Source organism: Alkalinema sp. FACHB-956, assembly GCF_014697025.1.
Lineage (GTDB): Bacteria > Cyanobacteriota > Cyanobacteriia > Leptolyngbyales > Leptolyngbyaceae > Alkalinema.
In genome coordinates, this window is record NZ_JACJRC010000002.1 from 197,757 (window position 1) to 210,625 (window position 12,869).

Below are 12,869 nucleotides of genomic sequence, written 5' to 3' on the forward strand. Positions count from 1 at the left end.
CAGCCTAGAACCCAGCCCATTGCGCTCAATTTCACGTTCCTTCCTGTTGCCCCTGAAGCGGACAGAACTCGATGAGGGTGAAAATTTGACGACTTTTTGCATAGCCTTCTAGTCGATGGAGTTACATAGATTCGGTCAAGCCTAGGGTGCTTGACGCTTCACCTGTATCCACGAGAAATCCGATGAATAGCCCCCATACCGTACTGTTAGAAATCAGTGGCCAAGCTGCCAACAGCTACTACAACTTTCTCTCCCCAGCCTTCATGGGAAAAACAACGCTGCAACTGAGTGAAACCCGCTTAATTGAACGGACGCGCAAAATGGTTGCTACCCGCTACTGCGAAGTGCTGCTCTCAGAAGTTGATTCCGCAGAAATTACCGAAGATGGGATGTCTTGGTTGCTTGCGCTCGGTCTTATCACCCTTTGGGTCTTTGGCATAGGACTCATTTTTATCGTTCTCTATTTCATTTTTAAGTACAAATATTTGATTATTCGGAGTGGCAGCAATGTCCAAGTTGTGTGCATTGCCAATGCAACTGCGATGGAGCGCGCCAGAACCTTCATGGTTGAAGTGCTCAGCAAATCTGAACAAGCCAAACTTCCGAAGTAAATAACCGTAATCAATAACCGTAGTGTGAACCTGTATAACCCACAAAAAATCCCCAGAAGAATCAAGATTCTGGGGATTTTGCCTTGAGATCAGCTGTCTTAAGCAATCGATCTGACTATCAATCTGACTATCAATCTGACTGTTAAGTCTTATCGTGACAAGTCTTATCGTGACAAGTCTTATCGTGACAAGTCTTATCGTGATTGACCCTACTGGCCTTGCAATTGTGCCTCTAGTGTTTTTGTAATTCGATCGCGGGCTTCCTCCAAATGCGCCAATGTATAGACATCTTTCTCATCCACCCGCTTCAAGCCTCGGCTAATGCCATCCCGTAGTTGTTTGAGCTCATACCGCGCAACGGTGCGGGCATCCTCCGGCACATCCACCTGCCGCAGCACAATTCCCACCATTGCATTTAGGTATTCCCGTTGCAGGGCTCGCCGCAGACCCGACAGCTTCAGGGTATCCCCCGCTTGTACCACATCGCCCCAAATTCCCGCCTGAACGGTATCAAACAGTTCGGGAATCGTCAGCGTTTGTTCTGGATTTTTCAACTCCCCATCCCGTAGGCGTGACAAGCGATCGTAGGACATCAAGTCATACATCACGATCATCTGTAAGAACAACACATTATCGAGAATGGGATAATCCAACTTGAAAATAGCCGGATTTGCGCCCCAGTGGGACCATCGCGATGGTGCTAACTTATTCAGCAACATGGGCGAGAATTGAAATGCCTTCTCGTTGAACACATTGGTTCGAATTAATTCCAACGCCTTGCGTTGATCCGCTAACGTCACCGCTTCAAACGGTAAACGCCCATTCGCATCCCCGTAGCGCGATCGGTTGAAATATTGCCCCCCCACATAATTCGTTAAAAACGAAGCATATTGGAAGTAATAGCCAAACACCGCATTAAACGCCACCCGCACATCATTAAAACTACCACCCTGCAAGGGATAGCGTTTATCAATGCGCTGCCACATGGCGCGGGCATTATCCATTTGCCACTGGGAATAGGTCAGCAAATCGCTACTCATATCAAAGACATTCACCTTCGGATTGAGGCCCGAAAAGACATCTTCATCGGTCGAGAAGGCTAAATCCGGTTCCGCCGATCGCACCGCAATTTTATTCAGAAAATCCCGTTCCCCGATCGTCGTCGTAGCATCACTGGTTTTATAGCCGTATTCGATCGCCCATTCGTCATAAGGCCCAATGCGATGGGTGTAGTAATCCCCCTGGGGCGTTCCCTGGGGCGCTAAATTGACGGCGTTGTAATCCATCACAGAACCCACGAGTCCGCGTTTACGGGTGATTTCCGGATTATTCAATTCCTCCGGCTTCAGCATGGCACTCGCCTGGAAATTATGGCGCAAGCCCAAGGTATGGCCCACTTCATGGGCAATCAATTCCCGCAAAAAGTCATTGACATACTTCGTCATTTCCGGGCTGCTCGGTAGCATATTTTGCATCAGCGCCAGGGACATATGCCCCACCGCAAACTGCTGGGCTCCTTCCAGGCCATAGCAGAGATCTTGATAGGCAATTTGGTGGGAACTAAAGCGTAGTCGCGGCAATTTCTTAGTTTGCAACTCCTTTTGGTTGCGTTGCTTGAGCGATCGACCGCGAGGCCCATAGTTGCACAGGTTGGCATTTCCCGTCAGTTGGGCTGCAAAGGGTAAATTGCTTTCCTGGTTCTGTTCCACCAGGGTGCGGAACTCATTTTTCAGAAAGCGAACGAAATTCGCATCCACCAACACATCCGCATCCAAAATTTCGCCCGTCACCGGATTCACCCGCGATGGCCCGAGGGCAAAGCCACCATCCGTAGAGGCAAACCAACGAATCGTGTTATAGCGAACATCCGCCGGATCCCAGTCGGCATTGTCTGGCATTTGTTTGGCTTCGATCGCATCTTTGAAGCCGATTTTCTCAAACGCCTGATTCCACATCAGAATTCCGTCCCGAATCGCCTCCCGGTACTCCTTCGGCACCGTATTTTCAATCCAAAACGTAATGGGCTTCTTGGGGGGAGATAGCTCGGCTTTGGGATCGGCTTTTTCCAAGTGCCAACGGTTGATATAACGCACAAAGGGCAGACGCGGCGTATCGTCGGAAAAATCCTGGAACGCTGTGATGAAATAGCCCACCCGATCGTCGGCAAGGCGCGGACGGTAGGCTGGATTGGCAGGCAGGCTAGACAGGCTATAGCGCACCTTGAGGTCAAAGGCACGGCTATCCGGCACATTGTTGATAAAGGCGGGCATATCCATGCCCCCTATCCCGCCGCTGTAGCCATAGACGGACTCAATTTCCAGATTTTGCGGAAAGGGTTTGATGCTGCCAAAGTAAGTCCGACTCTGATCGATCGTGTAGGGACTGCCCAAAAAGGCAATCAGCATTGGCGTAATGCCCGGTAAATCCGTCAGCAGTAGGGGATTGAGTTCCACCACCACCGCTTGATTGGTTTTGTTCAAGCTGCGAATGGGCAAGGCTTCCAAGACAGAATCGCTGAACGATCGCTGCACCACGCCTTGAATCGGTGTTCCCGCCGTCGCCCGGAAGTAGGTGTTGGGAATCACGAACTGCACAGTATTATTCACCCGCCGCAGGGTGAACATAAAATCCCCCAAGGGCATACCGCTGTAAAGGGCGCTCTCCCCGATCCCAGAGGCCAGGGTCATGGCCGCCAAATAATTCTGATTGAACTGTTCCGGGCGCACTTCCATGAACAGCTTGCCCGTCCTTTCGTTGCGATAGAGGGTAAACAGTCCCTCTAGTTTCTTCGTATCTTTGGTTAATTGCTCTAAGGGCATCAAGGGCGGCCCTTCGCTGCTGTCTCCCGGCGGCTTCCGGGGTTGCTCTCCCTCCGAGGGACCCTTGGGCAGGGAATGGCCTTGGGCGGCAGTCCGGGATGCCTTCGGGACAGGTTTGGAGAGTGGCTTTTGCAATCCAGCGGAGATCAGTGGCGTAGTCGCACTGGCCCTATCTGACCCAAACGGGTGTAACCCAGGAATCGATTGCCAAGCCACAGGAATCATCACAATCAGGATTCCCAGCAAGAAGCTCAAAACAAAGGAAAGGCGTTTCATGGAGGTGGAGAGAGGAGAACGGAATAGCGATCCCACAAAATCTCCCATTTAAAGGAAGATTTGCCAAGAATTGGCTTACATTCCCCCAGTTGCTTGGCGTGGCCTCTCCGGAGGAGAGCGGGGGATGCAGGGGATCGCATCTGGTACTGCGATCGCTCAATTGGGTGACAGAGCGATCGCAGCGTCACAGAGATATCTCATTTTCCCACCCCCAACGGGTTCCGTCTAACGATCGCCCTCGGAGAACCCGGTCATGACCCCGTAAATGGCCCAAATGGCCATGGCTCGCAGGTAGTGACTGGCGCGGAAGGTGGCGTTGGCGGTGATGGCTTCCGGCGTGCGGAATTGCAAACCATGATTGTAAATTTGCTTGACAACGGCCTCGGTGATTGTCCAGCACTCTCGCCGGAAGTCCATTTGGTAGAGGAATGCCGCCAAGCCAAAGTTAATCCCCGTCCAAACTTCTAGGGGATGGGTGGAGTTGGGATTTTCGGGGTGGCCGTTGGGTTTGACGCCGTTGGCAGCGCCGATCGGGAGGCTGGATTTGCCCAAGGCGCGATCGCCTTCGGAAATGCGACCATCACTGCCGCTGGCTCCCCCGGCCTCCAGGTAATGGTTAAATTTCACGAAGCAGGCGTCATAGATGGTTTGCAAGGCGGTTTTTGCGCAGTCGGGGGGAACGACATCGGGCAATTGCAACAGGCGGGCGTAGAACTGGCCGCAGAGCTGGTCAGCCATCACCACATCGGAACCGGATGCCCGATCGATGCGGTAGTAGGCTCCGTTCCACAGTTGGTCATGGTAGACCGATCGGGCAGCGGTAAGCCAGTCTTGGAACGTCGCGATCGCAGGCTCGATGGCGGTGGTGTAGGGCGTTTCCGTCTGCGATTGCAAAAGAACTTGGCCGACGGCGATCGCCGCTTCCAAGGCCGCAATCCACAACCCACCACAGTAGGCACTGACGCCCTGGAGTTTCCAATCGTCAAAGGTCTGATCCGGCGCGCCGCCATTTTCGGGAATGCCATCGTTGTCACGATCGAATTGCTTCAGGTAGTGCAACGTTTCCACGATCGCGTCCCAACACTCCGCTAGAAATTCCCGATCGCTTGCGCCGGTGAGTAAATAATCCCGATAGACTTGCAGCACAAAATCCGACCCCAGATCCTTCCACAGGTTACAGTCCTGGTAGCTGGTGTAGTTGGTCTTTTCCCAGACATGTTCGTTGGGGGCCCCGAGGTCGTGGGGCGTTGCGCCTTTCACCTTGCGGAGGGCCTCGGGACTTTCGACCCCGATCGTGGCGTAGTAGCCAATTTTGCGACGGCGATCGTCCTGTTGGGGAATCGCGCGGGCAAAGGCGGAGATCACGGCTTTTTCTAACTTCGGCCACAGCATCAACAATGCAAAGGAGCCATAGAGCCGAACATCTAAGCTTTCGTACCAGCGATAGTCAATACATTCCAAAACTGCATACTGACCAACGGGATCGAGTTCACTGGCAGCAGTCCAGAGCGCTCCGCCCTGGGTCAGATCGTACAATTCATTAAACAACGCCATTTTGAACCAGTCGGGGAAATCCGGTTGATCGACGATCGGCTGTTGCCAAGCTTCAATGCGATCGCGCCAGGTTGCGTAGTGTTTCAGTCCCGTTTTGGCGATCGACCAAGCATTGCTACCCGTGCGGCCAAAGAAATCGGTGTAGCGTTTGAAGTAGGTCACACCCTCCGCAAATTCCATCACTGGAAAATCCCAGGCCAAAATAAATGGAATTTGTCGTGTTTTGCCAGGGCGGACAGTGATTTTCACCGCGATCGCGCTACCGATGCGTTCTCCGGCGATCGCAGGGGTTTCATCCTCGATTTGCGCTAGTGTGCCATCCGCCGCAAAGCTCTGCCATAATTCCGACCCATCCCCCGCCGGATTCCAGCGTGTATGGTACGTCACTTCAGCTAAGGGATTGAGCAGCGTCGCGATCGACCATTCGCCATCGCCTTCGGTGGGATGGGTCGGATCATGGCGATTGCCCATAACGATGCCAATGCGGTGTTCGTCGCCGATGAGCTGATTGCAATTTCCAGCACTTTCTCCCAAACGCGGCACGTATTCATAAACCGGGCTACCGTCGTCCCGCACCTTCACATCGGGGGATTTGGCCGCATTGGTAAACCAGCCCGCGAGGTTCTCCCAACTCAGCAGAATGCTAACGGTAATCGGCTCATCGGTGGGATTGTGAATCGTCCAGAGAAAGGCTGCGATCGGGTAGCTGGTTTCCTGGTAGTTCTGGGCCAGGATGGGGGAAAATTGCTCGCAGGTGATTTCGGCCTGAAACGGCTGACGGTACTCGAACCAACTGCGGGGATAGAGGGCGGAATAGCAGTTGCCAGGGTCGGGCGTTTCAGGGGTGAGTCGATCGGTTGCAGCCGGGTACCATTGCCAGGTGGAGAGGCTCCCATCGTCCGGGGCAGCGGTGGCGAGGGCGTAGGCTTGGGTACCGTTCTGGGTCGCTTCAAAAATGCTGAACTGACAGCCCGCGAAGTTCTGAAAAACGTGTTCGCCGCCGTCGATGTGCCAGAGGTTAAATTGCCCGTTGGAGCCGCGCCCAATGCAACCGGCTCCAAAGCCGCCCAGCGGTGCCCCATGCCATGGCCCATCGTCGAGGTTGCTGGGATAGCGGACGGTGTAGGGGGTGTCCCAGCCTTGACCGATCGATCGACGCCAAGCACAGGATGGAATGTTCACAGCAGCCATGGTTACGGGGTTCAGTACAGAGTTAAGTGACAGGATGACGGATAAACCGCCTTCAGCATACTGCGAATTGGCGATCCTGGGCAGGGCAACGGCTGACCCGCCCGTCGGCTCCTGAAAACTGGATCGATCAGCAGCTGAATCCTTTTAAAAAGCAAGAATAGAACAGTAATTGAGAGTTTTAATACTCAATGTGGTCGGTATTTTCTAACAACTTTTCCAGCATTATTCATGACATTTGGGGGCATCGAGAAATCTGCTCTTCCCCAGCATTCGCTCGAAAGTCCAAAATTTTTCAGCATTATTTCGTTGAATTCGATACGAATCCTATTTAATTTTTCTGATAAGTGAAAAATTATGCAAAAGAGACTCGATCGCCGACCTAACCACGCTCCGTAACGATTCCCGCTATGATAGAAAGACTTTCCTGAATGTTAATCTTTTTTAAGAATGACCGAAACCGCAAATGCGCCCCTAACTTGGCAACGCCCCCCCGCGCCGATCGACCAAATCCTCAATGCACCTGCCTCTCCGACGGTGGCCATTTCCCCTAATAATCGCTGGTTATTGGAATTGGAATACACGGATTTGTTACCGATCGCGGAACTTGCCGAGCCAGAAATTGCAGTTGCCGGATTTCGCCTCAATCCCCAAACCAATGGCCCCGCCCGCCCCAACCCCTACCGCAAAATTAAACTCCACGAACTGAAAACCGATGGTTCGCCGTTGTCCGAGGCCATCCCGATCGATCTGCCGGACAATGCCCGCATCAGTTTTCTCTACTGGTCACCCTGTGGCGATCGCCTTGCCTTTACCCTGACGCGCAACCACCACCTGGAAGCTTGGTTGCTGGATTTGCCAACGGCTACTGCTAAACAGTTGACCGACAGTCCCCTGAACGGCACCTACGGCACGCCCCTGCGCTGGTTATCCGAAGACACGCTGCTGTGCAAGGTAGTCGATCGCGATCGGGGGCAACCGCCCGTCGCCAAGCCCGTTCCCTTTGGGCCGATCGTCCAGGAAAACCTCGGCGGCAAAAAGCCCAACCGCACCTACACGAAACTGCTGCATAATCCCCACGACGAAGCACTGTTTGAGTATTACGTCAGCTCCACCTTGGAAATCGTTAATCTCGATGGCGAACACCATGGCATTTGGCCTGCCAGCCTGATTGACGAAGCGATTCCGTCTCCCGATGGGCAATACATTCTGCTCACCACGCTGCACCGGCCCTACTCCTACCAATTGCCCGCCGACTATTTTCCCCGCAAGATCCAAGTCATCGATCGCCAGGGCAATTTAGTCTATACCGTCGCCGATGTGCCGTTGATTGATAGTCTATCGACCAAGTTTGACGCAGTGCGTACAGGCAGACGCCATGTGTCTTGGCGCAGCGATCGACCCTCTACCCTCTACTGGGTAGAAGCGCTGGACGGTGGCGAACCGACCCAAGCAGCGACCGATCGGGATGCGGTGTTTCAACTGCCAGCCCCCTTTACGGCAGAACCCCAGGAAGTATGGCGCTGTGGCTATCGCTTTCGGCGACTGCTCTGGGGGCGGGAAGATGTGGCATTGGCCTGGGATCGTTGGTATGACACGCGACAAATTCGTATGTGGCGGATTAATCCATCGCAACCGGAACAAGCCCCAGTGTTGTTACTGGAACGCAGCTTTGAAGATAACTACAGCGATCCAGGATTGCCCTTGCTGCGTCGGGGAGACCATAACTGGAACGTGATGTATTTCACGCCCGATGGCGAAGGGATTTACTTTACGGGGCGGGGGGCATCGCCCAAAGGCGTGTATCCTTTCTTCGATCGGCTGAATTGGCAAACGGGCGAAACGGAACGGATTTGGCAATGCGAGGATCCCTATTTTGAAGGGGTAGTCGATTTGCTGGATGATCACGCCAACGCCTTTATTACCAACCGTCAATCTCAAACGGAACCCCCGAATTACTGGCTGTACTACGATCGGGCGAAACCACCTATTCCCCTAACGCGCTATCCTGACCCTGCTCCAGAACTGGCGGGGATTTCCGAAGAATTGGTACAGTATGAGCGCCAGGATGGAGTGGCTCTATCTGCCAAGCTGTATTTGCCCGCTGGTTATAACCCCGAGACCGATGGGCCTCTGCCGACCATGTTTTGGGTTTACCCAGAAGAATACAAAGATGCAAAGTTAGCTGGACAAATTACCACGTCTACGAATCGCTTTAGCCGTCCCTATCGCACGTCGATTTTATTTCTACTCACCCAGGGTTATGCGGTCTTAGACAATCCCAGTATGCCAATCATTGGCGAAGGTGATGCGGAACCCAATGATACCTATGTTGATCAGTTAATTTCCGGAGCGAAGGCCGCGATCGATTACTTGGTTGATAGAGGTATTGCCGATCGCGATCGCATTGGCATTGGAGGCCATTCCTACGGAGCATTTACTACCGTGAATCTCCTAGCGCATACTAATTTCTTTAAAATCGGTATTGCCCGCAGCGGAGCCTACAACCGCACCCTGACGCCCTTCGGGTTCCAAGGGGAGCAGCGCAATTTCTGGGAAGCATCCGAGACCTATATTCAAATGTCGCCCTTTACCCATGTGCCCCAGGTAAAATCGCCCTTACTGTTGATCCATGGGGGAGACGACAGTAACCCCGGCACCTATCCGATTCAAACGGAGCGGCTATACGAAGCGCTGAAAGGCTTAGGAGGCATTGTCCGCTGGGTGGTGTTGCCCTTGGAGGATCACAGCTATCGCTCCCAGGAGGCCGTGGCCCATGTGCTGTGGGAAATGGTGAATTGGTGCGATACCTACCTCAAGCCCGTGCGATTGGAGTCTTAGCTTGCGATCGCAGTCTTAGCTTAGGGCATAGCGGCAAATGACAATCCTGGGAAAAATTGAGGGGTAGATTCAGCACGGATCCGAGAATTATGTCTGGGGATCGTAACGTTCTATCAAGAAAGTGGGAGAGCACCCCTGATATTTTGTATCATTAACTACAGAATATCGAGGGTTTGCCATGGCCGTTATCACTTCAGGTCGTACACCTCTGCCGTCGTTCCAGACTGCGAGTCCAGTGCCAGCACCATCTTGCAGTAATCGCTGGGTGAAGCTGAAGGCTCAGTTGTCGGAATACAGCTTTGACGAAGCACTCTTGTTGTGCGAATGTCCTGACGGGCGCTGGATTGCTTGGGTGCCCGATTTTGGTGAAGCTTGTCTCAGCCCTGAACAATTCGAATAGAAGAACTGTTCATCGTGGGTTCTGGTCAGGAACACACGATCGGTAAACCGTCGGCGCGACCCATCGTCCTCTTCCAAATCACACTCATTGATACCAGAAAAGCACGGCAATGCCGTGCTTTTTCATGACTAGCCTTTTAATTGGCGATTGATCGTGTTAGATACCAACCAGTTCACGAGTTTCCAGCCCAACTAACTTTTGGGCAATCTCTAGCTGCGTTTCCAGTTTCGCGACGCCAAACTCGTTGCGCAGATGTTCCAGTCGCGCGGTGGCATTGGCCTTGTCCATGGTGAGGCGATTAAGGGTTTGCAGGGCTTGGGTGTATTCCAAGTTTGCCTGTAGAACTTCAAAGCGACGGGCTTTGCGCTGATTGTCGTTTTTCAATCCCGTTTCAAAGGCTACAATCATTTCAGCGTTGCCTTCCAGTTTGGCCAGGTGTTGACGAACTTCATTCAGTTGGTATTCAACTTCGTTCATCGCTTGCATTGCTTGAGCGATCGCGGTGGGATATTGAGCTAGATTTAAACGCATAGGACACCTTGGGTTGAAGAATGATGGGTTGAATGGTTAATGGGGTTGAATGGTGATAGCGCTGAGATCCCCCTACCCCCTACCCTGTGGGAAGCAAAGCTACAAACGGGGGGAATTTAAATAGCAGGGATATTAGGCTGCAATCTCGGCAAGCGTTTCTGCGGTTACAGGGTTGGCGAGTTCTTCAGAAGAATTGATTGTGGGTTCGATCGACCGTTCGATCGCTCGGCGGGACAAGCTGCGAACAGGTTCGATCGGAACTTGTTCTAGCACCGTCACTTCTAGGTTGACAGCCACTAGGTAGGAACCGGGTTGCTCACCGACGAGTTGCGCCACCAAACCCGCGATCGTCGGTTGTTCCCCCGTAATGGGATTCTGTAACGTGCAACGCTCCCAGTCAAATTTGGCATTGGGATTGAGGTTAAGAACAAAGTGTTTCAGCATGGTAGGGATGATGGGTAAAAGGACAGGTTAGATAGCAAAATGGGATGAGAAGGTAGAACAAATTTGTGATTGCTAGCAAGCTTGCTGAGCGACTTGGGAGAGAGAGGGGCGCGATCGCTGTTTTGCTTGATCTTTGCGATCCCAATAGGCCAAAGTTTTCGCCAGTTGGCAATTGCCAAACAGTTCAATTTCATAGCGTTGGGGAAGCAGTTGGTGGGAACGGAGTTGGAAGGAATAGCCTTGGCTGGCGAGGTATTGGGCAAAGCGTTGGGCTTGATTCAGTTCATCAAAGCCAAAATAACAACGATCGGGATTAGCCATTTGAAACGGTTGACGAACCAAGAGGACGCGGGACGAGAGATATTGCCCGACCTGTCCGTGATTGAGCGAGAAGAATTGTCCAATGCGCATAGGACAGTCCGTGGGGTGGGATACAAGGGAACAATCAGACTGACGCAACTTGGCTCAAGAGGCTTGCCACAATTCCGGCGGACGGATGCTGAAAAATGCTGGCAAACTTGCGCCTTCATGGGCAAACACCTGAAAGCCGTCACGGTAGACTACGGCGGGTGCACCGACAGCATGGAGGCGATCGTAGGCATCAAAGCGCAGTTGGCAAGGTCGATCGCAAACAATACAGAGCTTTTCAAAGGGAAGCACCCAATCACACTGTTGCAACATATTTTTCATCACCTTCCATAATTGAAGATCACAGGGAACTTGCATCACAGAAATTACAAAATCAAAGTGTAGAGCCGATTGCATCCAGGAGGTTAATAGTAAGCAATTGTGAATGCTAGCGTCAAACTGAGGTAGCGCTAATAACGTTTCTTGCACCGGCACATCGTAAACAGCCCAAGGGCGAGTAAGCGGTAGGGTGCGCTGCCATGGAAGGTGGGTATTGACCGATCGGGATAGCGCGTGGTGAATCTGGAATAACTTGCTTTCCCAAATCCCTTCGATCGACTTTTGGCGCAGGGGTGAGCCGATGATTTGCTGAAGCAGATCGCGCTTGGCGGCTTTGGGGTAGCGATCGATCAGCCAGCTAAGGTTATCACCGATGGACTGTTTCAACCGATCGTTGAGCAATTGGGGAATGGCGGCGGGGCTAGGCGAGAAGATAACCTCCGGGGGTGCGTGGTGAATGGCTTGGTAGGCGGCTTTGACGGCAGCCATCGCAGAGAGCAGATCGATCGGATCAGTGCTGAGGGCCAGCGATCGCCAAGTGTGTACAAAGTGGGGGAGTTGGGCAGCTTGTTCAGGCGTCAGTCGGTAGGTCGTTTGCATAAGGAGTCCCCAGAATCGTTATTGCAAGGGTTTGAGCCATTTGACCGAAATCCGTTTCCAGTGTTTTCGAGGACGTTTTTTCCAGTGAATGTGTTGCTGTTGCAGCTCTCGATCGAGGCTGTTCCAGTAGAGGCGCATCCGTCGCCAGGATTTACCGATGTTTTTTCCGCGTTTGCGCTTCGGTTTCCGCCAGGTTTGTCCCAGTGCTCCTAAGGGAACTGTCAAAGAACCATCGGCGGGGGCGATCGTTTTCATGGCAATCCTTGATTTTCCTGGTATACTTGAGGCAAGATGTAAACTGTAGTTGTCATCTCTTGTTTACTACTATAGCTGCTCAGTCTCAAAATGGCAACCCAGAAAAACATTTTTTGCAAACTTTGGTTGTCGAAGTCATATAATTAAGGCGTAAGGGCTATCTCGTTGGAGTTCTCGCAGGAGTTCTCTCCTAAGGACAGATCTATGGAAGACTTTGGACAATTGGTGCGCGATCGTCGTCGCCAGGAAAAACTCAGCCAGGAGGAACTGGCCCAGCAGGTTGGCATTTCTCGCAATTACCTGTCCCAGATTGAGCGGGGTCAGGCGACCAATTTGTCTTGGCAACTGCGTGAAAAAATATCCGCAATTTTAGGTCTGAAGGAAGCTCCCCCCCCAACGGCTGCAACGGAACCGGATTGGCCAGCGAGTTTGGTGGAGTTTGCCCAGGCTGCGAATTTGCCGCCAGATGATGTGCAAATGTTGGCTAATTTAAAGTACCGAGGTCAGCAACCGACAACGCCGGAAAAGTGGGAGTTTCTCTACAATGTGATCAAAATGACGGTGGGAAAATAATGGAGAAGTGGGTGTGGGACTTAGATGCGTCTTACCCTGGATGCTTTTTACCCTAAATGTTCCTCACACTCAATGCTGCTCATACTCGCC

General features: G+C 52.4%; 11 protein-coding genes. 4 read left to right on the forward strand and 7 right to left on the reverse strand.

Going from position 1 to position 12,869, the window contains the following annotated elements; genetic code table 11:
- Positions 1-182 precede the first annotated feature (182 nt).
- Positions 183-611, forward strand: coding sequence for a hypothetical protein (locus H6G21_RS04280; RefSeq protein WP_190570879.1), 429 nt, complete (start codon positions 183-185; stop codon positions 609-611).
- Positions 612-820: 209 nt separating this feature from the next.
- On the opposite strand, the gene H6G21_RS04285 is transcribed toward H6G21_RS04280, so the two are convergent.
- Both H6G21_RS04285 and H6G21_RS04290 read right to left on the reverse strand, forming a co-directional pair.
- Positions 821-3,742 (reverse strand): zinc-dependent metalloprotease, encoded by a 2,922-nt coding sequence (locus H6G21_RS04285; RefSeq protein ID WP_347277976.1) that lies wholly within the window; start codon positions 3,740-3,742, stop codon positions 821-823.
- Between the two features lie 189 nt (positions 3,743-3,931).
- Positions 3,932-6,451, reverse strand: a complete 2,520-nt coding sequence (locus H6G21_RS04290; protein ID WP_190570881.1) for a GH116 family glycosyl hydrolase — start codon at positions 6,449-6,451, stop codon at positions 3,932-3,934.
- A 447-nt stretch (positions 6,452-6,898) separates the two neighbouring features.
- Between H6G21_RS04290 and H6G21_RS04295 the strand changes: the two genes are divergently transcribed.
- Entirely contained in the window at positions 6,899-9,289 is a 2,391-nt protein-coding gene (locus tag H6G21_RS04295) for a prolyl oligopeptidase family serine peptidase (protein ID WP_190570883.1), read from the forward strand.
- 178 nt (positions 9,290-9,467) lie between these two features.
- Entirely contained in the window at positions 9,468-9,689 is a 222-nt protein-coding gene (locus tag H6G21_RS04300) for a hypothetical protein (RefSeq protein WP_190570885.1), read from the forward strand.
- Between the two features lie 156 nt (positions 9,690-9,845).
- Here H6G21_RS04300 and H6G21_RS04305 read toward each other — a convergent pair whose 3' ends face one another.
- The 5 genes from H6G21_RS04305 to H6G21_RS04325 form a co-directional block, all read right to left on the reverse strand.
- Positions 9,846-10,220 carry a hypothetical protein gene (locus H6G21_RS04305; protein ID WP_190570888.1) on the reverse strand — a complete coding sequence of 125 codons (375 nt, stop codon included), beginning with the start codon at positions 10,218-10,220 and terminating at the stop codon, positions 9,846-9,848.
- A gap of 132 nt (positions 10,221-10,352) precedes the next feature.
- On the reverse strand, positions 10,353-10,664 hold the full coding sequence (locus tag H6G21_RS04310) for a hypothetical protein (protein ID WP_190570889.1): 312 nt from the start codon (positions 10,662-10,664) through the stop codon (positions 10,353-10,355).
- Positions 10,665-10,736: 72 nt separating this feature from the next.
- Entirely contained in the window at positions 10,737-11,075 is a 339-nt protein-coding gene (locus H6G21_RS04315; protein WP_190570891.1) for a hypothetical protein, read from the reverse strand.
- A 54-nt stretch (positions 11,076-11,129) separates the two neighbouring features.
- Positions 11,130-11,951: a DUF6745 domain-containing protein gene (locus H6G21_RS04320; RefSeq protein ID WP_190570893.1), complete on the reverse strand. Its 822-nt coding sequence runs from the start codon at positions 11,949-11,951 to the stop codon at positions 11,130-11,132.
- Between the two features lie 18 nt (positions 11,952-11,969).
- Entirely contained in the window at positions 11,970-12,206 is a 237-nt protein-coding gene (locus tag H6G21_RS04325; RefSeq protein WP_190570895.1) for a hypothetical protein, read from the reverse strand.
- 204 nt (positions 12,207-12,410) lie between these two features.
- Here H6G21_RS04325 and H6G21_RS04330 point away from each other — a divergent pair, with 204 nt between their 5' ends.
- Positions 12,411-12,779: a helix-turn-helix transcriptional regulator gene (locus H6G21_RS04330; protein WP_190570897.1), complete on the forward strand. Its 369-nt coding sequence runs from the start codon at positions 12,411-12,413 to the stop codon at positions 12,777-12,779.
- Positions 12,780-12,869 lie beyond the last annotated feature (90 nt).